The sequence below is a fragment of the Mycobacterium sp. SMC-21 genome, assembly GCF_045310825.1.
In the GTDB taxonomy this organism is placed as follows: Bacteria; Actinomycetota; Actinomycetes; order Mycobacteriales; family Mycobacteriaceae; genus Mycobacterium.
Window position 1 is genome coordinate 174,558 of sequence record NZ_JBJIAO010000005.1, and the last position, 26,035, is coordinate 200,592.

Below are 26,035 nucleotides of genomic sequence, written 5' to 3' on the forward strand. Positions count from 1 at the left end.
TGACACATGCCCGAATCGGTCGTGCTCGGCGACCAATTGGCCACCAGTGCAATGGGTTTCGGAGGAATGGCGCTGACACCGGTGTACGGCGGAGCCATCGATGAGGATGAATCACTGGCGACGCTGAACCACGCCATCGACGCCGGGGTGACCTTTATCGACACCGCCAACATCTACGGAGACGGGGACAACGAGCGGCTGATCGCTCGTGTGCTCGCCGGCCGCCGCGACGAGGTCACGCTGGCCACCAAGTTCGGCATCCAGGGCAACCCAGCCGGCCGCGCGCAGGGTCGCATCAGTCCGCGGGGCGACGCGGCCTACGTACGTCAGTGCATCGACGAGAGCCTGCAGCGCTTGCAGACCGACGTGATCGACCTGTACTACCTGCACCGGCGCGACCCAGCCGTGCCGATCGAGGAGACCGTCGGCGCGATGGCCGAATTGGTCGCGGCCGGCAAGGTGCGTCACCTCGGGCTGTCTGAGGTCAGCGCGGCCGAACTGCGGGCTGCCCATGCCGTGCATCCGATCGCGGCGCTGCAGAGCGAGTGGTCGGTCTGGACGCGCGACATCGAGTCCGTCATCGTCCCCACCGCTGCCGAGCTCGGCGTGGGTATTGTTCCGTTCTCTCCGCTGGGCCGCGGCTTCCTGACGGGCTCCGTGCGGTCGGCGGCCGATATGGGCGAGAACGACTTCCGGCGCACGATGCCGCGCTTCGCCGGATCAGCGCTGGAGGCCAATCAGGCGGTCGTTGACGCCGTGGTGTCGGTCGCCGCCACGGTCGGAGCGACGCCGGCACAGGTGGCGTTGGCATGGCTGCGTCAGCGCGCCGATGACCTGGGCGTTGCGGCGGTGCCGATTCCGGGCACGCGCCGCGCCGCACGGGTCGACGAGAACCTCGCCTCACTGTCGGTCACATTGACCGCCGAGCAGGTGAGCGCGCTCGGGGATGCGGGTAACGCAGTGACCGGGGCCCGCTACGCCGACATGTCCGCGATCGGTTCCAGCGGAGACTCTTCGCCGGACGACAGCGCTCAGTAAGCCTGATGTCAGGTGCCGGCGAGCGCTTCCACAACGGCCGACGAGAACGCCGGTAGGTCATCGGGGCCACGACTGGAGATCAGATTCCCGTCGATGACGACCTCGCGGTCGACAACTGTCGCCCCGGCGTTCTGCAGATCGATCCGAAGGCTGGGGTACGACGTCAGCGTCCGGCCCTTGGCGACGCCGGCGTCGATCAGCGTCCACGGACCGTGACAGATGACGCCGACCGGCTTGCCGGATTCGACGAAGTCGTGGACGAACTTGACCGCTTTGTCGTCGGCGCGCAGTTTGTCGGCGTTCACCGTGCCGCCCGGAATGAGCAGCGCGTCGAAGTCCTCCGGCGTGATGTCACCTACCAGGCGTTCCACCGGCTCGGTGCCACCGGGTTTCAGGTCGTTGTCGCGCATGTCGATGGAGCCTTCTTGCAGCGAGATCAATTCGGTGCTGGCACCCGCGGCCTGTACCGCATCTCGGGGCTCCTGCAGCTCTCGGCGCTCGACGCCGTTGGTGGCAAGAATCGCCACCTTCTTGCCCTCGAGCGGCGCAATACTCTCGTCCAGATTCTGTTCGGCCTGCTCGGCGTAGTCAGCCAGTTCAGCGATCGATTCATCGCCTTCCTCAGCGCGCATGGTGTACTCCTTGCCTGCGCCGCCGCGTCTGGCGGCACCGCTCGGCTGGGTACCCGAGGACGCCGTGGCCGAAACCGCCTGCGCATGAGCGTGGACCTGACCGGCCACGACCTCCCCAAAGACGAGGTGCACCAACCACTTCAAGGCTGGAAACGCCCGACCCGGAATAAACCCGCACGCGGGGACCTTGGCTCAAGAGTCGCCCCTTCCCCGACCAAGGAGCATCCATGACTCGTCCCGTCCGCGTCGCTGTACAGATCCAGCCCGGCGGCACGCCTGACTACGCCACCTGGCGCGACGCCGTCGTGGCCGCCGACGATCTCGGCGTCGACGTGATCTTCGGCTACGACCACTTCCATCGCCCGGCGATGAAGGCCATCGTCGACGGCAAGCCCGTCCTGTTCGACGATCAGCCCGACGTCGCCAACTTCGAGGGGTGGACCGCGCTCGCCTCGTGGGGCGAGATCACCTCACATGCCGAGATCGGGCTCCTCGTCACCGGTGTCGGCTACCGCAACGCGGATCTGCTGGCCGACATGGCGCGCACCGTCGACCACATCAGCGGTGGTCGCCTCATCCTCGGTCTGGGCGCCGGGTGGTACGAAAAGGACTACACCACTTACGGTTACGACTTCGGCACCTTCGGTTCGCGCTTCGACCTGTTCGACGACAGCCTGATCCGCATCGAGAACCGGCTCGCCGCCCTGATTCCGCCGCCCGTCCGCAAGATTCCGATTCTCATCGGCGGCACCGGGCCCAAGCGCTCCCTGCCCGCCGTCGCCCGGCACGCCGACATCTGGCACGCATTCCAGGACATCGAGGCGTTCCGCAAATCCAGCGACCGCGTCGACGAGCTGGCAGCGACATTCGGCCGCAACGGATCTGACATCGAACGCTCGACGCTGTGGACGAACGCCCAAGCTGCCGATGCCTTCCGTGAGGCCGGCGTCACGCTGTTCCAGACCGAACTGACAGCGGACAACAACTACGACCTGACCTCGCTCAAAGAGGTGGTCGCATGGCGGGATGGTGCGTGATCGCGAGCTGAATCGCGCTACAGCGGATTCAGAATGCGGTCCAGGAACTGCCGCGTGCGCTCTTCCTTCGGGTTGCCGATCACCTCGTCGGGCGTGCCCCGCTCCAGGATGATGCCCTGATCGGTGAACAGCACCTGATTGGAAACCTGCCTGGCGAACTGGATTTCGTGGGTGACGATCACCATGGTCCAACCCTCGACCGCGAGATCCTTGATCACCGAGAGCACTTCGCCGACGAGTTCGGGATCGAGCGCCGACGTCGGCTCGTCGAACAGCACTAATTTCGGCTTCAAGGCGAGCGCCCGGGCGATGCCGACGCGCTGCTGTTGCCCGCCGGACAGCTGATACGGGTATTGGTCCTTTTTGGCGGCAAGCCCCACCTGCTCCAGGAGCGTGACGGCTTCGGCCTCTGCTTCCGCTTTGGGCCGCTTCTGCACGATGACCGGGCCCTCGGTCACGTTCTGCAGGACCGTCTTGTGTGGGAACAGATTGTGGTTCTGAAACACGAAGCCGCTCCGGGACTGGAACCGGCGCACCTCGGGTTTCGGTGTGGGCGTGGAGAAGTCGATTTCGATATCGTCCACCCGAATGACCCCGGCGTCAGCCCGGTCGAGGGCGTTCAGCGTGCGCAGCAGCGTCGTCTTGCCCGATCCGGACGGCCCGATGATGGCCGTCGCCGTGCCCTGCTCGACGGTGAACGAAACTCCCTTGAGCACCTTGTTGTCGCCGAAGGCTTTGTGGACGCCCTCGGCGACCACGCGGTTCTCTGTCATCGCGCCACATACCTTTCCAGCCGGCGTTCAATACGACCCTGGCCGAACGAGAGCGCCAGGCAGATGACCCAGTAGTACACCGCGGCGGTGCCGTACAACGCGAAGAACTCGAACGTCGGCGCCGCGATGATCTGAGCTTGCCGCAGCAGTTCGGTGACCAGGATCGTCGAGGCGAGCGACGTGTCCTTCACCAGCGAGATCAACGTGTTCGACAACGGCGGCACCGCCACCCGGGCGGCCTGGGGCAGGATGATGCGCCGAAGCGCGCCAACATAATTGAAGCCGATGGTTTCGGCGGCCTCCCATTGACCTTTGGGAATGCTCTGGATGGCCGAGCGGATGATCTCCGCCCCGTAACCGCCGACGTTCAGGGAGAACGCGATGATGGCGGCAGGGAACGGATCGATCTTCACACCCAGTTCCGGCAGCGCGAAGAACACGATGAACAGCTGCACCAGCAGTGGAGTACCGCGGATGATCGAGATGTAGAACCGCGCCACGTTGGCAAGAACCACGTTCGACGACAACCGTGCCAGCGCCACCGCCAACGCGATCACCAGACCGATCACGAAGCTGATCACCGTCAGCGGGATGGTCTTGGTGATTGCGGCCTTCGCCAACGGCACGAGGCTGTCCCCGATCAGCGCCCATGTCGAGCGCGCCACATGCTGCGCCCGGTCGGTGTCGGGTCCGCCAGATGCGTTGGCCTTGAGGTACTTCTGCGAGATCCGGGCCAGAGTGCCGTCGGCCCGCAATTCGTCGAGCGCCTTGTTCAGATCGGGTAACAGCCCGCTGTCCTTCCGGGCGGCGAAGCCCTGCTCGCTCTTCTCGCCGGTGTTGGCGGCGATCTTGACCGACTTGTCCCCGGTCTCGGCGAGGTAGGCGTACACCGCGATGCTGTCGTTCACGACGACGTCGACGCGCCCCTGGTTGAGCAGCTTGATGGCCTGGGTGAAGCCCTCCACGGTCTCGACACGGGCCCCGGCTTTTCGGGCGACCTCAGACCAATTGCTGGTGGCGTTCTCGGCGGCGACCTTGCCCTTCAGGTTGTCGAGCGACTTGATCGAGTTGTCGTCCGCACGCGTGACGATCACGCCCTCCCCCACCGAATACGGCTCGGAGAGGTCGTATTTCGCCTTGCGTTCGGGATTGATCGTCACCTCATTGGCGACGACGTCGAATCGGTTGGCCTCCAGCGCGGCGAAGATCGAGTCCCACGGCGTCTCGACGAACTCGACACGCACACCGAGCTTGCCGGCGACGGCCTTGGCGACGTCGACGTCGTATCCGACCAGCTCGTTCGTGGCCGGGTCGTGGTAGCTGAACGGTGAATACACCCCTTCGGTGCCGACGCGCAGCACGCCCGCCGCCTGGACCGGATTCTCGCCGTCCTTGCTACTCGGCGATCCGCACGCCGCCAGTATCAGAGCGACGAGCAGCAACACCGGCAGGACGGCTCCTCGTATGTAGCGCACCGCCGGAAGTTAGCAAGTCGGTCGGCGGTCACCAAGGGTTCTGCTCAATCCGGGTGATACGAGCCTTACCGCCAGCAGGAATACCTGAGGTAGCGCTCGCCGCCACCACGGATTACCGCCGCCGTCCATGACGGCACGCTCCCCGCCGACAACACTGACCTGTATCCGCTTGACCAACGAGGAGGCTCCGCATGACAACGTCCATCGCCCGCAGCAGCCACACCGTCTCGCTACTCGACGGCGAGATCGTCGAGGAATCCGAACACGGCTCGATGCGCCGGGTCACCGCTGATGCCATGCCGATTCTGAAGAATCTGTCGATCAAGCGCCTGTTGCTCAATCCGGGGGCCATGCGCACGCCCCACTGGCACGCCAACGCCAACGAACTCACCTACTGCGTCTCGGGAACCGCGCTGGTGTCGGTCCTGGACAACCACAGTGTGTTCTCGAACTTCATCGTCACCGCAGGGCAGATGTTCCACATCGATTCCGGTGCGCTGCACCACATCGAGAACATCGGTACCGACGTCGCCGAGTTCATCATCGCCTTCCGCAACGAACGTCCGGAGGACTTCGGGCTGGGCGCCACCTTCGGGGCGTTCACCGACGCCGTGTTGGGCAATACGTACGACCTGCCGTCGTCCGACATCAGCAAGATCCGCCGTAGCACCGTCGACCACAAACTGGCAGCCCGCACCGGCGACCCGAGTATCCCTGCCGCTGCTCACTTCAACGACCCGCACAAGTTCGACATCGAGGCCCAAGCGCCCGGTCTCAACTACGCCAGCGGGAACGCACGCTTCGCCCGTGACCAGTTCTGGCCTGCGCTGAAGGACATCTCGATGTACTCGCTGCGCGTCACCGAAAGCGGTATGCGCGAACCACATTGGCATCTCGTCACCGCGGAGATGGGCTACGTGCAGCACGGCGACGCGCGCATGACCATCATGAATCCGGACGGGACCCTGGACACGTGGAACCTCACCACCGGAGACATGTATTTCATCCCCCGCGCCTACCCCCACCACATCGAGAACATCGGCGCCGACGACTGGCATTTCCTGATCTTCTTCGACCAGCCGTTCCCCGCCGACATCGGCTTCAAAGCCTCTGCCAGCGCCTATTCGCGTGAGGTCCTGGCCGCGGCATTCAACACCCACATCGATGACCTGCCGACGTTCCCCTTCACTCCGGCCGACCCGCTGGTGGTGTCCCGGGTGAACCCCGTCGATACGCACGGAGTCGGTCAACTCTGAGAAAGGGCGGCTACTCCGCGAGACGTACGGCGGTCTGTCCGTGCGAACCGTCAGCGTGCCTGGATGCGTTGCCGCCCAAGCGTTTCGCCACGTACATCTCCAGGTCTGCCGACATCACCAGGTCGTCGATGATCGTGGCGGCAGCGGAGTCGTCGACATCTGAGAGCGCGATCGTTGCCACTCCGACGCTGGCGGTGATGGCATACGGAGTGGCGGCGATCGCCGCACGCAGGCGTTCGGCGGCCGACGACTGATGGGGTCGGTGCGTGGTGTCGGCGATCAGGAACTCATCACCACCGCTGCGGCCGATCACCGCATCATGGCTGGCCTGCTTCCTGAGGATGTCGGCCACGGCGATCAGCGCACGGTCACCGAACAGGTGGCCACGGCTGTCGTTGAGGAGCTTGAACCCGTCGAGATCGATCACCGTCACCATGAGATGTGCGGACGTGCCCCGGTCGCGATGGATCAGCTCCTGGGCTTTGATGCCGAAACCACGCCGGTTCAGCAGGAATGTCAGTGGATCACAGTCCGCCCGGATGAGGTCGGTCCCCAGGGCGTGGACGACGATCTGAATGCTGGCAGGCACCGTCACCGTGAGAACGAAAACCAACCACACTGCGCACACCGCGAGGACGGGTCGGCCGGACGTGGTCAGTCGGACGGCCTCGACCGTCGCGACGATCATCGCCACCTGGAAGTTGAAGGCCGCGTGGATGGCCCGGTGGGTGAATGCGACGTACGCCGCAGATACCCCGAACGTGGTACAGACCAGGATGGCGACGGCCGGGTCGCTACAGGACAGCGCAACGGCGGCGATACAGGCCGTGACCATCGCGGCGAAGATCGTCGACCGTCGTCGGCTGGGCAGCCCGACAACCCAGATGAGGTCGGCGAGCACCAACCCGACGGTGGCCGCGCGGGTGACCAGTCGCGGGACGACGCCGACCGGTCCCTCGGGAACCGTCATCAGCGCAATCGGGATGAAGGTGCTCATGATGGCCACGGCGGCGATCATCGTGCGAACGAGGCCTGACAGCCCACGAAACTTCAGGTACCCCATGAGCCAGTCGTAGTGATCGGACTGACGCCACCATTGCTTGACCCAACGCATGGTGCATCTCCCCCCAACGGGTTACCTGGACGTCCGCAGTCGTCAAACCCTCGCAGCCGCTGATCGCTGTCCGACGCACATTTGCTGACGAATGATTGCATCACATGTTCATCCAGTTTGCCAGGGGTGCAAACTGGGAATGTCGCCGCGTCGGAGATAGCCAACCGGGCGCGCGCCGCGACACCGCGGTGGGGCTCGGCGGCGGGGATGTGTACGGACCGGATGGTGATAACGCAGACTGAGACACCAATCCGACGCCCTGGAGGACCGATTCCGGAATGAGCCCAGTTGCCGAATTCGACTTCGTCATCGTGGGAGCAGGCAGTGCCGGCTGTCTGCTCGCCAATCGGCTCAGCGCCAACCCCGATCACCGGGTGCTGCTGATCGAGGCAGGCGGCAGGGACAACTGGTTCTGGATCAAGGTGCCGGTGGGCTACCTGTACACCATCGCCAACCCCCGCACCGACTGGTGTTTCACCACCGAGGCCGACCCGGGTCTGGCCGGCCGCAGCATCCACTACGCACGCGGCCGCGTCATCGGTGGGTGCTCGTCGATCAACGCCATGATCCACATGCGGGGGCAGGCCAGCGATTACGACCTCTGGGCGCAGGCGACCGGCGACGATCGCTGGCGTTGGGGTGGCTCCGACGGCGTCGGCGAGACGCTGGCGATCTACAAGCAGCTGGAGGACTACTTCGGCGGAGCCGACGAGTGGCACGGCGTCGGCGGCGAGATCCGCGTCGAGCGGCCACGGGTGCGCTGGAAGATCCTGGACGCCTGGCAAGCGGCCGCTGCCGAGGTGGGCATCGCACCGATCGACGAGTTCAACCGGGGCGACAACTCCGGCAGCGCGTATTTCCACGTCAACCAGAAGCGTGGCCGACGCTGGTCGATGGCCGACGCGTTCCTGCACCCCATCGCCCACCGGCCCAACCTCACCGTCTATACCGACAGCCAGGCCGTGCAGCTGCTGATGGACGACGGCGTCCAGGAGCATCAGCGTCGCGGCGCCTGGACCACCGCCCGACACCGTGCCACCGGTGTGCGGCTGCGCAAAGACGGCCAGATCGTCGATGTCCACGCCCGGCATGAGGTGATCCTGAGCGCCGGCGCGATCGGATCACCGCAACTCATGCAGGCCTCTGGTCTGGGTCCGGCCGGGCTGCTCACCGAGCATCACGTGCCGGTGGCCGTCGACCTGCCCGGCGTCGGCGAGAACCTCCAGGACCATCTGCAGCTGCGCACGGTGTACCGCATCCAGGGCGCCCGGACGGTCAACACGCTGTACCGGAACTTGGTCACTCGTGGCGGCATGGGGCTTCAGTACCTGGCGCTGCGCTCCGGACCGATGACCATGCCACCGTCGACGTTGGGGGCCTTCGCGAAAAGCGATCCGGCACTGGCCAGTCCGGATCTGGAGTGGCACGTGCAGCCCTTGTCCCTGCCCAAGTTCGGTGACCCGCTGCACTCGTTTGGGGCGATAACTCCCTCGGTGTGCAATCTGCGCCCCACCTCGCGGGGTCATGTGCGCATCGCCAGTGCGGATCCCCTGACGAACCCGAAGGTCATGTGCAACTACCTGTCGACCGAAGCCGACCACCAAGCCGCGGTGAAGGGCCTGCGGATGACCCGGAAGATCATGGCGGCGCCGGCCCTCGCGCGCTACCGGCCCGAGGAGCTGCTTCCCGGCCCGCAAGTGGCCAGTGACGACGACCTGCAGCAGGCAGCCCGCGAGCTGGGCACGACCATCTTCCATCCAGTGGGCACCTGTGCGATGGGAGCCTTTGACACACAAGGTCTTCCGCGGTCAGCAGCCACGGTGCTCGATACCGAGTGTCGGGTGTACCGCGTCGCGGGCATGCGCGTCGTCGATGCGTCGGCGATGCCCACCATCACGTCCGGGAACACCAACGCGCCGGTGATGCTGATCGCCGAACGTGCAGCGCGGGCGATCCTGGGGTGAAGCACCGCAGGCAGCGTTGTCTCGCGGGCGAAACTTGTCGGTGGCTGCTGGCACTCTGTGCCGGCTATGACCAATGTCCGCACCCTGAGATTCCACACCAAGTACGGCCCTACGCCGCTCTTCGATAAGGCGCGCCAACAGCTGACGGAGCTCGCCGGTCTTGGCCTCGAGATACCGCATGCAAAATCCCGCCTCGAAGCGCGCGGAATTCCGATGGAGTATCTGACCGATTTTCAGCCCCAGCACTGGGAGGTGATGACCGTCGAGACCAATGTCCGTACAGGCCGCATCACGTACATGTCCCTGCGGTGCAATGTCGAAGCGCGGAAGTATCTCTGGATCGTTCTCGCTTTCGAGCACGTGATCACTGCATGGATCAGAGATACCCCCAGAAGCCGCGTGACCGGTCAGATGATTGTCAAAGATGGTCCCGCTTGGGACGCTGCGGCACGGGGTGAAGACCCAATCCGCACACAAGCCGTCGGCGAGTGGGAGGCAGTTCGACGGCGCAGCGTGCGCGCGCGAGAAGTGCTCGCCGCACTCGCCACCGCGTCCGAATATCCGAGCGCGGACAGACTCGCACATGTGGCGAACCTTGTTCTCGCCGGCAGCACCTGGAAACGGGCTTCAATCGAAACTGGCTGGCGCAGCCCACAAGAGATGGACACAGCGATCGGACGCCTCTTGCAGACGACCAAGCAGAACGTCGCTGCTGCGCGAAAGCCCGCGTGCAAAGACGCCGATTCGGGCGGGTGACACCGAATACCTGAGACGAGTTCATCGACACGCAGCATCAGCCCCACCATGCGATGGTGCTGGAATGACAACTTTCGTCATCGATGCGCCGGTGGCAATCTCGCTCGCGACGACGGGAGCTTCGATTCCGTCAGAACACAGCCTGGCTGCGCCGACGCTCCTGCGCTCGCAAGTCCTTGCGCTCGTGTACGAGTCGGTGCGCGGCGGCGAGATCGACGAGCGGGCGGGCCGAAAAGTGCTCGACCGGATCCGTGGGCTGCGAATCCGGCTTCTCGGCGATCGATCCCTGCAGGATCACGCCTGGCGAATAGCCGCCGAGTTGAACTGGCCGGACACCTACCGGGCTGAGTTCATCGCACTCACTCAGTTGCAGGCCGACGCGCTGGCCACTGCGGACCATGAATTTGCTTCCGCAGCAAGCGCTTTCGTTCCAACTGTGTCACCGGCTCAGATCCTGACGTCATCGAGCTGAGCGTCGCCTTCTACAGCCCTGACGGGACGCCCTTGCCGTTGACCGTCACCTCGACCTGACCGGTCTTCGTGTTGTACGTGATCTTGCCGTGCTCGAACGTCGCGACGAGTTGATCGCCGACAGGCGTCTCGTCACTGGTGACGACGCCCAGGGGGCCGGCCGAGCCGTTGGTGCCGGTGGCCGCGGGCACGCCGTCCGCATCGCGCTGGACATTCCAGGCCTCCCGGATCTTGCCCCAGATGATGTACGCGGGCGTGCCCGGCTGGCTGTTCTTGGCCACGATGGCGCCGCCCTGGAACTGCTGGAAGACGACGCCGCTGTCGCGGGTTCCGGCGTTGTGGTCACCGGTCAGGGGCTTGCCGAGAGCCGACTTCTGCTTGTCGCTCGCCGACGCGTACTTTGCCGCGATCGGGCCGGTCAGCGTGACCTCGACGTCCCGCTCACCGATGAGCTTCACTTCGGCGGGCGGCGCCGGAACTTCGGACGTCACGACCAAGGCGACCTGCGGTTCCTGAGCCGACACACCGATCCTCGTGCCATTGCTGCAGCCGGCAACGGCCAGTGCGACGGCGGCCAGGCCGGCGATGGTAGTGCGGCGGTACGTGCTCGTGTCCATAGGTTCCCCTCACGTCTTCGGTGTGGTGCGCGTCATGTTGCAGCTGATGCCCCGGCCCGGTCACGACCATAACGGAGGCACTTCAGCACCGCGCGCCGCCCGGTGTGAGGTGTCGAGCGAAGAAACGCGCCGCGTCCTCCCCGGCGAACGAGGGGACGCCCGTGTGCCCACCCATGTTGGCCTGCAACGTCTTCTCTCGTGAGCCGAAAGCGTCGAACACGTCGAGCGCCATCTGGCGGTCATTCGATTCGTCGTCCCACTGCAGCAGGACGTGCAGGGGAATCGTGATTCGACGGGCCTCGTCGAACATGGCGCGGGGTACGAAACTGCCGGCGAACAAACCCGCGGCAACGATGCGCGGCTCGACCACGGCCAACCGGATACCGATGGCCAGCACCCCGCCGGAGAAGCCGACCGGACCGCTGATCTCGGGCAGCGCGAGGAGAGCATCGAGCACGGACTGCCATTCCGGGACGGCGGTATCGACCAACGGGATGACGAGCCGGTCGACGATGTCGTCGACCGGCTCGCCCGCGCCCAGCGCCCGGTGCAGATCGGCGCGGGCCCGCTCGAGATCCGCCAGGCGGGGGCGATCACCGCTTCCCGGCAGCTCGATGGTGGCAGCGGCGAAACCGTGCGCCAACGCGTCGCGGGCGCGGTTCGCGAGTTGCGGATACATCTGATGCAGACCGCCGGGATGACCCAGCAGGATCAAGGGTGCGGGTGAAGCTTCGGGCGTCCATAGGATGCCCGGGATGTCGTTGAGACTGAAGGTGCGCTCGACGCCGCCGCCGTCAAGATGATGTTCGGAAATGAAGTGCATGGTCGTGCCTTTCGGGAGTGCTCGTGAGACGGCGCTCCCGGGACGACCTATCGCCCGACTGTGGCCCTGGTGAGGAGCACCCACGTCGATACGTTCACGGGTACCACCTCCTCGTCCTCTTGCCTGGCCTGCCAAGAAAGTATCAGCGGCCGCCAATCGCGGCCAACCATTTTTCGTCATGCGATTCGGAGGTGTCGCCACTTCGGCCAGCGCCGAAGTATCGGCGGCGCATTCTGGATCCATGAACGCTGAAAACTCTGACGAAGTCGATCGCCCGGGCATCGAAGCAGTGACACGTGCTTGGGAAGAAGCGTTGGCGAACCACGATGTCGAGGCACTGTTGGCGTGCTACGCACCGGACGCGACGCTGGAAAGCCCTGTCGCAGCGCACATCTTGGGCGGCCCGGGGGTCTGCCGGGGCCACACGGAGCTCCGGCCTTTCCTGACCGAGGTGGTGGCCCGTACTCCGGACGAGCGACACTACTTCCGCGCCGGCTTCTTCACCGACGGCCACCGTGCCACCTGGGAGTATCCCCGCGAGACGCCGGACGGTCAGCAGATGGATTTCGTCGAGGTCATGGAGATCGAGGACGGCTTGATCCAGGCCCACCGCGTCTACTGGGGTTGGCGCGGCGTCGAGATCCTGGCCAGTGATGGCTACTACCGATGATTTCGATCCTGGGCGATGCGGGCGGCTTTTCCGTCTAGCCTGAGCGGTAGGCGATCGGCGGGGGCGAACGACGTGAATCTGGATATGAAGACCCGGGCACACTGGCTGATGGGGTACGGGCTCCCCCGCGCGACACTGAAGCTGCTTTCACGCCGCGGAGACCCATTTGCCCGATTGCTGCTCGACGACGGTCAGCATGATCGCGCGTATGACCTTATCGAGCAGATTCGCCAACAGGGCCGCATGTCGCCAATATTCGGCGGCAACGCACTGGTCACCGCAGATCTCCAGATCACCCGAGAAATCCTGCGTGACAACAGGTACCGAACCGCAAAGCCAACCGATCGATCGCCGTTCCGCACTGTCCAGCGGCTCTTCGAGAAGACCAATCCCGGCGTGATCAATCCAGTGGAGCCGCCGTCACTTCTGATGGTCGACGCACCCGACCATGCCCGGCTGCGACGCCTGGTATCCCGGGCATTCACCCCGAAAGCCATCGACGGGCTTCGGCACCGCATCCACGACGTCGCCGAAAGGCTGCTGAACGAGCTGGACGACGGCGGCAGCGAATGCGATCTGGCGGTCGCCTATGCGTCCCGGATCCCCATCGAAATCATCGCGGACATGCTGGGCATTCCCCGCGCGGAGGCGCCCTACCTCTACGAGATGGGTGAGTCGACCTCCAAGCTGATCACGACCACAGCACCGTCGTGGCGTAACTTCCAGACCGCCGTCGCAGCGCTCCGCGAGCTCGAGACCTACCTCGCCACCCACATCGAGCACCTCCGCGGCGCAAGCGCCGACGACAGCATCTTGTCCGCCGTCGTCCAGGACACCGAACTCTCCGACTTCGAGGTCAGGACGTTCGCGGGCCTTCTTCTCGGCGCCGGATTCCTCACTACGGCACATCAATTCGGCAACGCCGTGGTGGCGCTGATCAATCATCCCGACCAGTTGGAGCGACTCCGAGCCCATCCGGAGGGCTGGCCCAACGCCGTCGAGGAGATGCTGCGCTACGACTCCGTCTCCCAGATCGGAGTCAGAGTGGCGACTGAGGAAGTTCAGGTCGGCGGATACCCGGTGCCCAAGGGGACCGCCGTCTTCCTGCTCCTCGCCGGCGCCAACCGCGATCCAGCCGTGTTCGAACGCCCGGACCAATTCGACGCCGCACGCGACAACGCCCGCGATCACGTCAGCTTCGGCACCGGCAGTCACGTGTGCCTCGGCGCTCCGCTGGCACGCATGGAACTGCAGATCGGCCTGCAGACGCTGTTCGAGCGCTTCCCGCGTCTGGCTCTCGCTGGTACGCCGGCCACGAACGACAGCACTCTGCTGCGAGGGATCAGCTATTTGCCTGTCTCTCTGGGACCTTCACCGGTGCGCCCGGGCTGATGCCGAGACTCTCGCCAGCTGACCCGCAGCCCTGACCACGACGTCGAGCTCGGTGGGTGTCCACGGCCGGCCGCGGGCGATCACGACAATGTGCTCAATTCCCAGCCCCGCCAGATTCCGGCAACGTTCGGCCAGGTCGTCGGCCGTCTCGCCGGGAGTCAAAGCCGTTGTGAGGGTGCGTTCGATCTCCTCAGGCGGCCGTCCGATCTCGGCGCAGTGCCGCTTGAGCGTGTCGAGTTGGCGGCGAATCACGCTGTCCCCGTTGGGGATATCGAAAAGGTTGCAGGCGTCCGCGTACTCGGCGACCATGCGCAAGGTGCGGCGCTCGCCGGTGCCGCCGATCAACACGGGCGGCCGCCTGATCGGCAGCGGCCGGCCGATGGGGTGCTCAGCACGGTAATAGCGCCCCTCGTAAGGAGATTCGTCGCCGTCCCACATGCGGCGGGCCAGCGCGAGGAGCTCGCCCATGCGGTCGAATCGTTCGCCGGTCGGTGGCAGGAACAGCCCGAGCGCTCGTGCCTCGTCGGCGTTGTAGCCGGCGCCCAGCCCCAACCAGGCTCGCCCGCCGGACAGTATGTCCAAGGTGGTGACGGCTTTGATCAACACCGCCGGGTCGCGAAATGTTGTTGCGGTGACCAGTGTTCCGAGCCGTAGCTCCGCGGTCGAGGCCGCCAGGAAGCCGAGGGTGGTGTACGCCTCCAGCATCGGTTCATCCAGTCGGCCGGCCGGGTCGGCCTGCAGCAGATGATCGGCCACCCAGAGCGTGTGAACATCTGTGCCATCGAGGATTTCGGCAACCGAGGCCAGGTTTGCGCGGATCGCGGTCGGCCCCTGCGGCCACGAGAAGTTGGTGACGCTGACGCTGAGCCTCATGACGCCCCGCCAGGGACTGCGTGCTCTCGCCGGTTGCGGGCGGCACGTCGCTTCGGCAGCAGAACGCCAACGGTGACAAGCCAGATCAGCGCCGAGAACCTGGCGAGCGGCAGGAGGGGCGAGGCCGGCGGCCAGATGAGGACAATCGTCGCGAGCTCGGCGGCCGCGGCAATCCCGAGGCCGGCCCACGCCACGGGTCGCGGTACCAGCTGCAGGATCAGCGCCGGGACCGCGATGCCTGCTGTCAACAGTCCGAGCATCACGACGTGTGCCACGCCGCCGGTGAGAAACACCAAATAGTAGAGCGCATTGATCAGTGGGCCGTCGGTGATGATCTCCGGCCGCGATAGCGTCCACAGCAGCATGCTCGACAGCCCCAATCCCCCAGCAGCCAGTACCCCGCCGGCCAGGGCGATGGTGGCACCGGGCGCGGTGACGCCGAGTTGCCGCAGCCGTGCGCTGACGGTGGCGGCGTAGATCAGGAGCGGCACCGACGCCCCGAAGACGAACACCGCGCCCACCTGTGCCGACGACGAATGCGCGCGGAAGTAATCCTGCACTGCCGCTGAATTCTGGTACGGCAGCGGCGGTGTGCCGCCAAGCGCGACACCCAATATGACGCCGCAGAGCAGCAGGCCGAGTGAAATCGTGCCAAGAAGCCACAGCGGCGGCCCGCTCTGTTGGGGCGCCCGGCTTGGCACCGGTGGTCCGTCGTGCGCGTAATCGTTCATGTATTGAACGATATTCTTAGTGAATTAGATGCGTCAACCTCATTCACGAATTGAACGGTTTCGGCCATGTATTGTTCGTCCATGTCATCAGCTTCCGGCGCCCAGCAGCGGGGCGGTGTCGCATTCCTGCTTGCCCAGCTCGGCCACCACGCCGCTCAGTTGTTCGCCGAACGTCTCGAGGCCGTGAAGCTGACTCCCCCGCATGCCGGCATCCTGCGGATGATCGCCACTCAGCCGGGCCTCAGTCAGCAGGAACTGAGCACTCTGCTGGGTTTGTTGCCCAGCAGAGTGGTCGTATATCTCGACGAGCTCGAGTCCCGGGGCGAGGTCGAACGCCGGCGCAACCCGACCGACCGGCGCCTGTACGCGTTGTATCTGACCAAATCGGGTGAGAAGTTGATGCGGACGCTCTCGGAGATCGCTCGTGAGCACGAACAAGACCTGACCGCCGGCCTGTCCAGTCAACAACGCAAGACGCTGGGCGAACTGCTCGCCGCCGTCGCCGACCAGCAAGGTCTGACGCCGGCCGTGCACCCGGGCTTCCGGCAACTCGGCCGGCGGCGGGATGCGACTCCTGGCTGAGCAACGCGTTTACAGTGCGGCGTAGGTCGCTTCGACGAGATCGTTTGCACGACGATCCCCGGCGAGCGCGTCGCGACGGAGGTTGGGCACGAACGCGAACGCCAGCTGATTGTCGACGTCACCGAACGCGAACGCGCCGCCGGCGCCAGGATGCCCGAACGCTCCGGGTCCGGCGTTATCGGGGAACGAGAACAACTGCGACGGCCGCATGTACCCCAGGCCGTAGCTGGAATCGAGAACCATGACGGCATCAGAACCGCTGTGCCGCACACGGATTGCGTCGGCCAGATTCTCCGGATGCAACAGCTCCCCGGCGCTCAGGCGCGCATAGAAATCCGCTAGTGCACGCGCAGTGGTTATCAGTCCGCTCGCCGGCCAGCCGGCCGCCAGAACATCGGGATGGTTGTAGCGCGCAGGTGGATTGGCGGTCGCGCGGGTGAACAAGGATTGCGGATCGCGGTATGCCTCGACGAGGCGTGCGACCGTGGTGGCGGGGATTGCGGCGGTGTCCGTTGCCCATTGCTGTTCGCTCGCGTCGGGAAAGCCGGTCCGGGCGATGCCATCGAGGGCGGCGCTACTGGTGCCGATCATGAGATCTCCACTGATGTGCGATCGCACGAACTCACCCACCGTCCTCTTGGCGTGCCGTCGGACGATCTCGCCGGCGAGCCAACCGAACGTCAACGCGTGATAGCCGTGCTTCGATCCCGGTTCCCACAGGGGCTGTTGAGCGGCGAGCAGACCGGCCATCAGTTCCGGATCGGCAGCTTCCTCGATCGAAACGGGGCGCTCCACAGCGGGTAGACCGGCGGCGTGCGAGAGCAGCTGTTCCCCCGTGGTGTGGCTCTTGTCCGCCGCGCCGTACTCGGGCCACCACGTCACCACAGGTGCTTCGAGGTCGACACCGTAGAGCTCCGCCACCATCAGCGCGGCCGTCGCGGTCACCGCCTTGGTACACGAGAAGGTGACGCAAGCCGTGTCGCGCTGCCAGCGCCGTCCCGTGCGCGGGTCAGCGATGCCGCCCCACAGGTCGACAACGGGCCTGCCATCGATCACGACAGAAACGCCCGCGCCCCAGTTCTGTCCGTCGGCGAAGCTCGCTTCGAAGATATCTCGCACAGCGGCGAACGCCGGATCGACGCTCCCCTCCGTCAAACCTGCCATGCGGACCATTAGAGCATGCGTCGACGCAACAATATGGCCGGATGGTGTAACGCGGGCTGGGTCTGGCCGTCGTGATTGTAGCGGGCAGACCGACACTTCAAACGCGTGGAAATCTTTGCCAGGTAATCACTTTCCAGCGCGGTAGGTTGGTGCTCACGGCACGTCAGCGATTCAATGGGGACTTCGATGCTCGCAAACACCTCCTCGGGCGTACGTTTCAGCAGCGCGGCGGGGCGCTGGATCCTCGCCGCGACGGTGCTGGGATCCGGCATGGCCCAGCTGGACGCGACGGTCGTCAACGTGGCGCTGCCGGCGATCGGCCACGACCTGAACACCGAAGTTGGCGGGCTGCAGCTCGTGGTCAGCGCCTACTCGGTGACGCTGGCAGCCTTGATCCTGCTGTCGGGCAGCCTCGGTGACCGGTTGGGCCGCAAGCGGATTTTCGTCGTCGGTGTGGCATGGTTCGCGGTGGCATCAGCGATCTGTGCGCTGGCGCCAACCGCCCAAATGCTCATCGCCGCAAGGGCTTTGCAAGGCGTCGGCGGTGCGCTGTTGACGCCGGGCAGCCTCGCCATAATCCAGTCGGTGTTCATGCCGGCCGACCGCGGCAAGGCGATCGGCGCATGGTCGGCGCTGGGCGGGGTCGCCGCGGCAATCGGCCCGCTGCTCGGCGGTTACCTCGTACAAGCGATCAGTTGGCGCGCCATTTTTCTCATCAACGTGCCGCTGGGCGCTCTGGTCGCCTGGCTGGCACTGCGCCACGTGCCCGAGAGTCGCGCCCCGTCGAGCGCCGGCCGCCTCGACTACGCCGGCGCGACGACGGCGACTGCCGGGCTGGCCGGCGCGACGGTCGCCTTCGTGGAAGGGCCCAACCGCGGTTGGGATTCTCCGGTCGTGCTCGCGGCCGGGGTGCTCGGTGCCGTCGCAATGGTCGCATTTGCCGTGGTCGAACCGCGCACCGCGAATCCCATGCTGCCGCTTGGCATTTTCTCCTCACGACAGTTCACGAGTGCCAACGCGGTGACCTTCGTCGTGTACACCGCACTCGGCGGGGTCTTCTTCCTGCTCGTGGTCGTGCTGCAGACCGCGCTCGGCTACTCCCCCGTCGCGGCCGGCGCCGCCTCGCTCCCGGTCACTGCGATCATGCTGGCCCTGTCGTCGGCATCTGGCGCACTCGCCCAGCGCATCGGCCCGCGACTGCCACTGACCATCGGCCCGCTCGTGATCGCGGCCGGCATGGTGCTGATGACGCGGATCGGCCCGGGCGCCTCATACGGCACCGTCGTACTGCCCGCCGTGGTCGTCTTCGGGTTGGGACTCGCGGCGACGGTCGCTCCCGTCACGGCCGCCGCCCTGGCAGCCGCTGATGAGCGCCACGCCGGCGTGGCCTCCGGAGTCAACAACGCGGTGGCGCGCACCGCGGGGCTGCTGGCCGTCGCCTTGCTGCCCCCGCTGTCCGGGCTGACGGACGACGCTTTCCGATCGCCCGCCGCGATCACCGCCGGCTTCCACACGGCCATGCTGATATCGGCCGGCCTTGCCGCCCTCGGCGGCGTGCTCGCGATCGCGACGATCTCCAACGATCTGCTCGCCGAAGAACCGGCCGAGGAACCCCAGAACCACCACTATCACTGTGCGCTGGCCGAGGTTCCCGCCGCCGAACGCGGTGGTAGCTGAACACGGCCGCGAATTCATCGAGTAATCCGGCATTTGGGAGAAGAATGTCCACATGGCGAACCAGAGCGCCCTGACCGACCAGGAGAAGCAGGCCCGGCTCGACGTCAACCAGCTCAAGCAGCTGGTGGGCCTGGTGGAATACGACCCGACTGACGATCCATTCCCCGTAACTGGTTGGGAAGCGATCGTTTTCGTGGTCGGTAATGCCACAGAGGCAGCGAGCTACTTCCAGTCGACGTGGGGCATGGAGCTGGTCGCCTACTCGGGGCCCGAGAACGGCAATCGTGACCACAAGGCCTTCGTGCTGCGTTCGGGGTCTGTCCGGTTCGTGCTGAAGGGCGCGGTGAGTCCCGACAGTCCCCTGATCGCCCACCACGCCAGCCACGGCGACGGCGTCGTCGACATCGCGTTGGAGGTGCCCGACGTCGACAAGTGCATCGCACAGGCCAAGGCAGCCGGCGCCACAGTCCTGGCAGAGCCGCACGACATCGCTGATGAGCACGGCGCCGTGCGCGTCGCGGCCATCGCAACCTACGGGCAGACCCGCCACACGCTGGTTCAGCGGGATGTCGCCGGAACCCACTACCGCGGTGCCTACCTGCCTGGCTACCAGCCGGCGACAAGTGGTCTGGTCCGACGAGACGGTGCTCCCGCGCGGCTGTTCCAGGCGCTGGACCACGTCGTCGGCAACGTCGAACTCGGAAAGATGGACGAGTGGGTTCGCTTCTACAACCGGGTCATGGGGTTCGTGAACCTGGCGGAGTTCATCGGCGACGACATCGCCACCGACTACTCGGCGCTCATGTCGAAGGTCGTGGCCAACGGCAACCACCGGGTGAAGTTCCCGCTCAACGAACCGGCCGTGGCGAAGCGCAAGTCGCAGATCGACGAGTACCTCGAGTTCTATCGCGGACCGGGGGTCCAGCACCTGGCGCTGGCCACCAACGACATCCTCGCCAGTGTCGACGAGCTGCGCCGGCGGGGCGTGCAGTTCCTCGACACCCCCGATGCGTACTACGAGGATCCGGAATTGCGCGCCCGCATCGGCGAGGTCCGTGTGCCGGTCGCGGAACTACAGCAGCGCGGCATCCTGGTCGACCGTGACGAAGACGGCTATCTGCTGCAGATCTTCACCAAGCCGCTGGGAGACCGGCCGACGGTGTTCTTCGAACTCATCGAACGCCATGGCTCACTGGGGTTCGGCAAGGGCAACTTCAAGGCGCTCTTCGAGTCCATCGAGCGCGAGCAGGAAAAGCGCGGGAATCTGTGATGGCCGAGTACCAAAGCGGTTTCGGCAACAGCTTCGAAAGCGAGGCGCTGCCCGGCGCGCTGCCCGTCGGCCGCAACTCACCGCAACGGTGCGCCCACGGCCTCTACGCCGAGCAACTCAGCGGGTCACCATTCACCGCACCCCGCGCCGCCAACAAGCGGTCCTGGCTGTACCGGATTCGGCCGAGCGTCGCCCACTGGGGCGATTTCACCGCCGTCCCCGGCGAACACTGGCGCTCGGCGCCCGACGACGCTCCTGCCGTTCCCATTGCCCAAATGCGTTGGAACCCTGTGCCGATGCCGGACCAGGACACCACGTTCATCACCGGCGTTCAGACGATGACGACCGGCGGGGACGTCAACACCCGCAGCGGATTCGCGTGCAGCGTCTACACCATCACGTCGTCGATGGTGGACGCCTACTTCTACAACGGCGACGCCGAGATGCTGTTCGTCTTGGAGCGCGGCAACGTACGGTTCTGCACCGAGTTCGGGATCATCGACGCCGAACCGTGTGAGATCGTCGTCATCCCCCGCGGCGTGAAGATGCGGGTCGAGGTGCCCGATGGTCCGGCCCGCGGCTACCTGTGCGAAAACTATGGCGGCCCTTTCACTCTCCCCGAACGCGGCCCGATCGGCGCCAACTGCCTGGCCAATTCACGAGACTTCCTGACACCGGTCGCGGCGTATGAGGATCGCGACACCCCGTCCACGATGTATGTGAAATGGGGCGGCACGCTGTGGCGAGCGGATATCGCCCAGTCACCACTGGATGTCGTTGCCTGGCATGGCAATTACGCACCGTACAAGTACGACATGCGCCGATTCTCCCCCGTCGGGCCGGTTCTGTTCGATCATGCCGACCCGTCGATCTTCACAGTGCTCAGTTCACCGAGCGAGACGCCCGGAACCGCCAACGTGGACTTCGTCTGCTTCCCCGAGCGGTGGATGGTCGCCGAAGACACTTTCCGGCCGCCGTGGTACCACGTGAACGTCATGAGTGAGTTCATGGGACTCGTGCGCGGCGTGTACGACGCCAAGCCGAACGGCTTCGTGCCCGGCGGCGTCAGCCTGCACAACGGCATGACCCCACATGGCCCGGACGCCAACGCATTCCACGCCGCCAGCACCGAAGAACTGAAACCGGTCAAGCAGGAGCACACACTGGCCTTCATGTTCGAGACGCGGTTCCCGCAGCAGGTGACGGCGTACGCCGCGAATTCACCGCAGCGGCAACAGGATTACGCGGACTGCTGGAGAGGGCTGGTCAAGCGCTTCCAGCCGGACAAGCCGTGACAGCACTCGACTTCACCCACGACCCGGGCCGGCGGAGTTGGGTCGCCTCCGCGGGCCCTGATAGTGACTTTCCGCTGCAGAATCTGCCGTTCGGCGTGGTCGCCGGTGTAAACGGCGAACCGGGCGGTGTTGTCCGGATCGGCGACATGGTCCTGCACCTGAGGGGGCTCGCCGAGTCCGGCCTGCTCACCGGCGAGGCGCAGACGGCCGCAGAGTCCGCGGCAGACGGAACGTTGAACGCCTTGTTCGCCTTGGGATCTGGTCCCCGCGTAGCACTTCGTAGGGCGCTGCACGCACTGCTCGCCGAAGGCGCGCCGCAACAACAGACCGTGGCGGCGTTGCTCACCCCACTGCGTGACGTCGATGTCCTGCTGCCCGCCCGCATCGGCGACTACACCGATTTCTACGTCGGCATCCACCACGCCCGCAACGTCGGAGCGCTGTTCCGGCCCGACAATCCCCTTCTCCCCAACTACAAATGGGTGCCCATCGGCTATCACGGGCGTGCCTCGAGCGTGCAGGTCAGCGGCACTCCCGTGACGCGACCGCACGGGCAATTGAAGGGTCCGGACGCACCAGCGCCTGTGCTGGCACCCACCCGGCGCCTGGATTTCGAGCTGGAACTCGGCGCGTGGATCGGCCCGGGAAACCGCCTCGGCGAACCGGTGCGTCTCGATGACGCCGAATCCCACATCGCCGGCTACTGCCTGCTCAACGACTGGTCGGCGCGGGACGTGCAGGCCTGGGAATACCAGCCACTCGGCCCGTTCCTGGCGAAGAGCTTCGGCACCACGGTCTCGCCCTGGGTAATGACTCCAGAAGCATTGGCGCCGTTCCGGATTCCGTTCGATCGTCCCGAGGGTGATCCCGCTCCCCTGCCCTACCTCGACAGCTCACGGCACCGTGCGAGCGGTGGGCTCGATATCGAGCTGCAGGTCCGTATCAGCACGGCCCGGATGCGCGACGACGGCGAGCCGCCGCACCCGATCGCACGCTCATCCAGCCGCCACATGTACTGGACCTTCGCGCAAATGGTCACTCACCACACGAGCAACGGATGCAACCTGCAGCCCGGCGACCTGCTCGGCAGCGGCACCCTGTCCGGTCCTGACACCGGCTCCGAAGGCAGCCTGCTGGAGCTCAGTCATGGCGGCACGGGCTCGATCACGCTGCCCAACGGGGAAACGCGCACGTTCCTCGAAGACGGCGACGAAATCACCCTCAAGGCAACGGCACATCGTCCCGGGGCGGCCATCATCGGGTTCGGCGAATGCGTCGCGGTCGTCCAACCAGCGATCACCTACCCGTGACCTGAGCGGCGTCGTGCACCAGGCGCTCCACCATGGCGTCGTCGACCTCGGCGAAGAACCCGCCGACAACATCCTCGATCTCGCCGAATCCCCTGGCGCAGAAGAGAATCGGTTGGTAGTGCGTGATGTCGTAGGTCTGCACCCCCATCCGGGCGATGTTCAATGGCCGCAGATCAGCCACATCGATCTGCTGGATCTCCCCGTACGACGACAGCAGGCCGGCACCGTAGGTACGTACCTCGCCATGTTGACGGACCACACCGAACTCCAGCGAGAACCAGAAGACCTTCGAGACGAATTCAAGGGCCTCAGTCGTTTTCACCCGCTGCGCCGCCTGCCCGGCCAGCCGGTACAGCGCCGCGAACCGCTCGTGCGCCAGGCAATTGCCGTGGCCGACCACCTCGTGGATCAGGTCCGGCTCGGGAGTGTAGAGCGGCACGGAGTGATGCCGGATGTACTGGGTGGAGTGGAAGATGCCGTCGGCGAGCAGTCCGTAGAACTCGCGCAGCGGCACCAGACCGGCCGCCGGCACGTACTGGAAGCCGGTCAGCGGCCCGAGCTTCTCGTTGACCTCGACCAGTTGCGGAATCCGATCCTCGGGAAGCCCCAACCGTTCCCTGCCCTGCAGGTACTCGGTGCAGGCCCGGCGCTGGTGTAGCCGGTGCAGCTCGGCGCACGCGATGCGCCAGACCTCCTGCTCGTCGTCGGTGTAGGTCGCGACGGGTGGCGGCGTTCCGGGCTGCCAATCCATGGCGAGCGCGGCAATAGCGTTGCGGCGGGCGCGGTACTCCGGGTCGACTGCGCCTGGATGATCCGCAGCCAGATGGACGGTGACGTCATCTCCCGACCGCGTCACCGGCGCATACAACTGCGCTTCCTCGAACATCGCTGCCTCCCGGAGGTCCGGGCGTCGCACAGCGCGGCGTCTAACACCCAGGATATGCGCGCTGATCACGCACGACTGGCAAGCACCTGTTCGCGCAGGATGTCGGCGTGCCCGCAGTGGTGCGCCAGCTCCCGCAGCACCTGCAACATGACCCAACGCAGGGTTCGCGGCCCGGACCGGTGCCCCGTCACGACGGTGTCCAACGGTAGATCGGCGACCGCCGCCCGCGCTGTCGCACAGACATCACGGTGCGCCGCAAGAACCGACGCAATGGTGTCGTCGTCATCCAGCTGGAAGGACTCGTCGACGCTCTGCACCAGGCCGAGAGCCTGACGGGATGTGCCGCCGACGCATTCCTCGAACCACACGCGCTGCATCCAGGTGACGTGCTTGAGCAACCCGAGAAGCGTTGTCGCTGACGGGACGAGGCGCCGGCGGGACTCCTCCTCGGTGAGGCCGTCGAGAGTCAGTTCGACGGCACGGCGGTAGTCCTCCACGAAGGCGTCGAGCTGGGCCCGTTCGTCGTCCATCAGTACATCGAACGAGCCCATCGCTGTCCTCTCGTCACACCGTGGCGGCCGGCTGCTTCCTGGTGACCTTCACCATCATCTTGGAGTAGCCCTTCACGAAGTTGGACTGGGTGTACTCGGGCTCCCCCACAACCTCGATGTCCTCGAATCGGGCCAGCAGCTCCTCCCACAGGATCTTCAGCTGCAGTTCGGCGAGGCGGCTGCCCATGCAGCGGTGGATGCCGATGCCGAATGCCAGGTGATGGCGGGCGTTGTGGCGGCCGATGATGAAGTCGTCCGGATTCTCGAACTTGCGCTCGTCGCGGTTGGCCGAGGCGTACCACATGACGAGCTTGTCGCCCTTGCGGATGAACTGTCCGTTCAGGATGGTGTCCTGTTTGGCGACGCGGCGCATGTAGGCCAGCGGGGTCTGCCACCGGATGATCTCGTGGACCGCTTTGGTGATGAGGCCCGGATCGGCCTTCAGCCGGGCGAACTCGTCGGGGTTCTGGTTCAGGGCGAGCACGCCACCGGTCATCGAATTGCGGGTGGTGTCGTTGCCGCCCACGATCAACAGAATCAGGTTGCCGAGGAACTCCATCGGCCGGTCGATCAGGTCCTTCGTGTCCTCGGACGACTGCATGAGCGTGATGAGGTCGAAGCCGGGCTTCTCTCCCGCCGCCAACCGAGCCTTCTTGTCGTACCAGAGGGCGCTGAACGCGCGTGCCATATCGGCTGCGGCGCTGAACATCTCATCCATGTCGGCCTCGCCGCCGGTGGCCGAGGCGCTGCCGGCCACGGTGTCGGTCCAGTAGACCAACTTGCGGCGCTCGTCGTAGGGAAAGTCGAGCAGGGTTGCCAGCATGCGTGAGGTCAGTTCGATCGAGACCGTGTCGACCCAGTCGAACGGCTCGTCCACGGGCAGACCGTCGAGGACCTCCTGCACCCGGGTCCGGATCAGTGCTTCCATCTCCTGGAGGTTCTGGGGCGCCACCACGCCCTGCACCGCGCCCCGCTGCTCGTCGTGCCGCGGCGGGTCCATGGCGATGAACATCTCGACGTCCAGGCCTTCCGGCGGGTCACCGATGATGATCTGCGGCTCGGCGGAGAAGCGTTCGTTGTCCTTGTCGACGGTGACGATGTCGTCGTAGCGGGTGATGGACCAGAACGGCCCGAACGGGCTGTTCGGCTGGTAGTGCACCGGCGCCTCGTCGCGGAGCCGCTTGAAGTAGGACTGCCAGCGGCCCTGGCGGAACATGAACGGGTTGCTGACGTCGATGTCTGCCAGCTCGACTTCCTCGACGGGGGGAATCGGGGCCTCGACGAAGACCGGCGACTTGTCGCCGACCACCGATTTCTTCGTCTTCTGGTAGAGGTGCATGCCCTTGATCTGCAAAGGCATCGGGATGGTCGACTGAGCGCGGCTGCGCACTGGGTCGAGGATCGCTTCCTGCGCCTTGGTGATTGCCTGATCGAGAATGTTCACGAGTTTCTCCGTCCTGTCAGATCTGGAATTCGGGCTGTGGATCGGCGTCTGACCAGTTCTCATTCACGGGGCCTCCTCCGCACATCCCTCTTCGTTGGTAATGACGCTACGAACCAAGATGAGCAGTTGGGAGACCCTAAGCGGCGGAATACTTACTCGAAGTGGCAACGCTGAGAGCAGATCGCCGGGGTCGACGATCTGTGGTCACCGACCTACGTATCCGCCCACCCGGTG

At 65.5% G+C, this 26,035-nt stretch carries 25 protein-coding genes; 13 read left to right on the forward strand and 12 right to left on the reverse strand.

The window, feature by feature from the left end; all coding sequences use genetic code 11:
• Nucleotides 1–6: 6 nt before the first annotated feature.
• Complete coding sequence (locus ACJH6H_RS07985) at nucleotides 7–1,038, forward strand: aldo/keto reductase (RefSeq protein WP_212811421.1); 1,032 nt, start codon at nucleotides 7–9, stop codon at nucleotides 1,036–1,038.
• An 8-nt stretch (nucleotides 1,039–1,046) separates the two neighbouring features.
• Here the strand turns inward: ACJH6H_RS07985 and ACJH6H_RS07990 are convergent, their stop codons facing one another.
• The gene (locus tag ACJH6H_RS07990) at nucleotides 1,047–1,670 is read right to left on the reverse strand and encodes a type 1 glutamine amidotransferase domain-containing protein (RefSeq protein WP_244872542.1); all 624 of its coding nucleotides are present in this window, start codon (nucleotides 1,668–1,670) and stop codon (nucleotides 1,047–1,049) included.
• A gap of 227 nt (nucleotides 1,671–1,897) precedes the next feature.
• Between ACJH6H_RS07990 and ACJH6H_RS07995 the strand changes: the two genes are divergently transcribed.
• Complete coding sequence (locus tag ACJH6H_RS07995) at nucleotides 1,898–2,707, forward strand: LLM class F420-dependent oxidoreductase (RefSeq protein ID WP_061006498.1); 810 nt, start codon at nucleotides 1,898–1,900, stop codon at nucleotides 2,705–2,707.
• Nucleotides 2,708–2,724: 17 nt separating this feature from the next.
• Here the strand turns inward: ACJH6H_RS07995 and ACJH6H_RS08000 are convergent, their stop codons facing one another.
• Nucleotides 2,725–3,480 carry an amino acid ABC transporter ATP-binding protein gene (locus tag ACJH6H_RS08000; RefSeq protein WP_061006497.1) on the reverse strand — a complete coding sequence of 252 codons (756 nt, stop codon included), beginning with the start codon at nucleotides 3,478–3,480 and terminating at the stop codon, nucleotides 2,725–2,727.
• On the reverse strand, nucleotides 3,477–4,955 hold the full coding sequence (locus ACJH6H_RS08005) for an ABC transporter permease subunit (RefSeq protein WP_135356213.1): 1,479 nt from the start codon (nucleotides 4,953–4,955) through the stop codon (nucleotides 3,477–3,479). Before ACJH6H_RS08005 ends, ACJH6H_RS08000 begins: the two co-directional genes overlap by 4 nt.
• A gap of 191 nt (nucleotides 4,956–5,146) precedes the next feature.
• Between ACJH6H_RS08005 and ACJH6H_RS08010 the strand changes: the two genes are divergently transcribed.
• Nucleotides 5,147–6,211 carry a cupin domain-containing protein gene (locus ACJH6H_RS08010; RefSeq protein ID WP_212811420.1) on the forward strand — a complete coding sequence of 355 codons (1,065 nt, stop codon included), beginning with the start codon at nucleotides 5,147–5,149 and terminating at the stop codon, nucleotides 6,209–6,211.
• Nucleotides 6,212–6,221: 10 nt separating this feature from the next.
• Here ACJH6H_RS08010 and ACJH6H_RS08015 read toward each other — a convergent pair whose 3' ends face one another.
• Nucleotides 6,222–7,325, reverse strand: a complete 1,104-nt coding sequence (locus ACJH6H_RS08015; RefSeq protein WP_212811419.1) for a diguanylate cyclase — start codon at nucleotides 7,323–7,325, stop codon at nucleotides 6,222–6,224.
• 278 nt (nucleotides 7,326–7,603) lie between these two features.
• Here ACJH6H_RS08015 and ACJH6H_RS08020 point away from each other — a divergent pair, with 278 nt between their 5' ends.
• From ACJH6H_RS08020 to ACJH6H_RS08030, 3 genes are all read left to right on the forward strand, one after another.
• Nucleotides 7,604–9,289 (forward strand): GMC family oxidoreductase, encoded by a 1,686-nt coding sequence (locus ACJH6H_RS08020; RefSeq protein WP_212811418.1) that lies wholly within the window; start codon nucleotides 7,604–7,606, stop codon nucleotides 9,287–9,289.
• Nucleotides 9,290–9,355: 66 nt separating this feature from the next.
• On the forward strand, nucleotides 9,356–10,045 hold the full coding sequence (locus ACJH6H_RS08025) for a hypothetical protein (RefSeq protein WP_133428351.1): 690 nt from the start codon (nucleotides 9,356–9,358) through the stop codon (nucleotides 10,043–10,045).
• A gap of 91 nt (nucleotides 10,046–10,136) precedes the next feature.
• The gene (locus tag ACJH6H_RS08030) at nucleotides 10,137–10,517 is read left to right on the forward strand and encodes a type II toxin-antitoxin system VapC family toxin (RefSeq protein WP_406774605.1); all 381 of its coding nucleotides are present in this window, start codon (nucleotides 10,137–10,139) and stop codon (nucleotides 10,515–10,517) included.
• Between the two features lie 10 nt (nucleotides 10,518–10,527).
• On the opposite strand, the gene ACJH6H_RS08035 is transcribed toward ACJH6H_RS08030, so the two are convergent.
• A complete protein-coding gene (locus tag ACJH6H_RS08035) occupies nucleotides 10,528–11,133 on the reverse strand; it encodes an LGFP repeat-containing protein (RefSeq protein ID WP_212811416.1) in 606 nt (201 codons plus the stop codon).
• A gap of 82 nt (nucleotides 11,134–11,215) precedes the next feature.
• Nucleotides 11,216–11,956 carry a S9 family peptidase gene (locus ACJH6H_RS08040; protein WP_212811415.1) on the reverse strand — a complete coding sequence of 247 codons (741 nt, stop codon included), beginning with the start codon at nucleotides 11,954–11,956 and terminating at the stop codon, nucleotides 11,216–11,218.
• A gap of 241 nt (nucleotides 11,957–12,197) precedes the next feature.
• Here ACJH6H_RS08040 and ACJH6H_RS08045 point away from each other — a divergent pair, with 241 nt between their 5' ends.
• A complete protein-coding gene (locus ACJH6H_RS08045; RefSeq protein ID WP_061006491.1) occupies nucleotides 12,198–12,626 on the forward strand; it encodes a nuclear transport factor 2 family protein in 429 nt (142 codons plus the stop codon).
• Between the two features lie 84 nt (nucleotides 12,627–12,710).
• On the forward strand, nucleotides 12,711–14,018 hold the full coding sequence (locus ACJH6H_RS08050; RefSeq protein WP_406774606.1) for a cytochrome P450: 1,308 nt from the start codon (nucleotides 12,711–12,713) through the stop codon (nucleotides 14,016–14,018).
• Here ACJH6H_RS08050 and ACJH6H_RS08055 read toward each other — a convergent pair.
• Entirely contained in the window at nucleotides 13,998–14,891 is an 894-nt protein-coding gene (locus tag ACJH6H_RS08055) for a TIGR03560 family F420-dependent LLM class oxidoreductase (protein ID WP_406774607.1), read from the reverse strand. The two genes, ACJH6H_RS08050 and ACJH6H_RS08055, sit on opposite strands and share 21 nt — an antisense overlap.
• A complete protein-coding gene (locus ACJH6H_RS08060; protein ID WP_174814012.1) occupies nucleotides 14,888–15,622 on the reverse strand; it encodes a hypothetical protein in 735 nt (244 codons plus the stop codon). The genes ACJH6H_RS08055 and ACJH6H_RS08060 overlap by 4 nt, the downstream gene beginning before the upstream one ends.
• Before the next feature lie 81 nt (nucleotides 15,623–15,703).
• On the opposite strand from ACJH6H_RS08060, the gene ACJH6H_RS08065 reads away from it, so the two are divergent.
• Complete coding sequence (locus ACJH6H_RS08065; RefSeq protein ID WP_135356205.1) at nucleotides 15,704–16,204, forward strand: MarR family winged helix-turn-helix transcriptional regulator; 501 nt, start codon at nucleotides 15,704–15,706, stop codon at nucleotides 16,202–16,204.
• A gap of 9 nt (nucleotides 16,205–16,213) precedes the next feature.
• Here the strand turns inward: ACJH6H_RS08065 and ACJH6H_RS08070 are convergent, their stop codons facing one another.
• Nucleotides 16,214–17,368 (reverse strand): serine hydrolase domain-containing protein, encoded by a 1,155-nt coding sequence (locus tag ACJH6H_RS08070; RefSeq protein ID WP_135356231.1) that lies wholly within the window; start codon nucleotides 17,366–17,368, stop codon nucleotides 16,214–16,216.
• 186 nt (nucleotides 17,369–17,554) lie between these two features.
• On the opposite strand from ACJH6H_RS08070, the gene ACJH6H_RS08075 reads away from it, so the two are divergent.
• The 4 genes from ACJH6H_RS08075 to fahA are packed head-to-tail and all read left to right on the forward strand — an operon-like array spanning nucleotide 17,555 to nucleotide 22,920.
• The gene (locus ACJH6H_RS08075) at nucleotides 17,555–19,045 is read left to right on the forward strand and encodes an MFS transporter (protein ID WP_406774608.1); all 1,491 of its coding nucleotides are present in this window, start codon (nucleotides 17,555–17,557) and stop codon (nucleotides 19,043–19,045) included.
• A 52-nt stretch (nucleotides 19,046–19,097) separates the two neighbouring features.
• On the forward strand, nucleotides 19,098–20,315 hold the full coding sequence (hppD, locus tag ACJH6H_RS08080) for a 4-hydroxyphenylpyruvate dioxygenase (protein ID WP_406774609.1): 1,218 nt from the start codon (nucleotides 19,098–19,100) through the stop codon (nucleotides 20,313–20,315).
• A complete protein-coding gene (gene hmgA / locus ACJH6H_RS08085; RefSeq protein ID WP_406774610.1) occupies nucleotides 20,315–21,610 on the forward strand; it encodes a homogentisate 1,2-dioxygenase in 1,296 nt (431 codons plus the stop codon). The genes hppD and hmgA overlap by 1 nt, the downstream gene beginning before the upstream one ends.
• Nucleotides 21,607–22,920: a fumarylacetoacetase gene (gene fahA, locus ACJH6H_RS08090; RefSeq protein WP_212811407.1), complete on the forward strand. Its 1,314-nt coding sequence runs from the start codon at nucleotides 21,607–21,609 to the stop codon at nucleotides 22,918–22,920. The genes hmgA and fahA overlap by 4 nt, the downstream gene beginning before the upstream one ends.
• Here fahA and ACJH6H_RS08095 read toward each other — a convergent pair.
• The 3 genes from ACJH6H_RS08095 to ACJH6H_RS08105 form a co-directional block, all read right to left on the reverse strand.
• On the reverse strand, nucleotides 22,907–23,806 hold the full coding sequence (locus tag ACJH6H_RS08095; RefSeq protein ID WP_212811406.1) for a phenylalanine 4-monooxygenase: 900 nt from the start codon (nucleotides 23,804–23,806) through the stop codon (nucleotides 22,907–22,909). The genes fahA and ACJH6H_RS08095 overlap by 14 nt on opposite strands.
• Nucleotides 23,807–23,871: 65 nt before the next feature.
• Nucleotides 23,872–24,336: a DinB family protein gene (locus tag ACJH6H_RS08100; RefSeq protein WP_406774611.1), complete on the reverse strand. Its 465-nt coding sequence runs from the start codon at nucleotides 24,334–24,336 to the stop codon at nucleotides 23,872–23,874.
• A gap of 34 nt (nucleotides 24,337–24,370) precedes the next feature.
• A complete protein-coding gene (locus ACJH6H_RS08105) occupies nucleotides 24,371–25,801 on the reverse strand; it encodes a cytochrome P450 (protein ID WP_244872540.1) in 1,431 nt (476 codons plus the stop codon).
• Nucleotides 25,802–26,035: the final 234 nt, after the last annotated feature.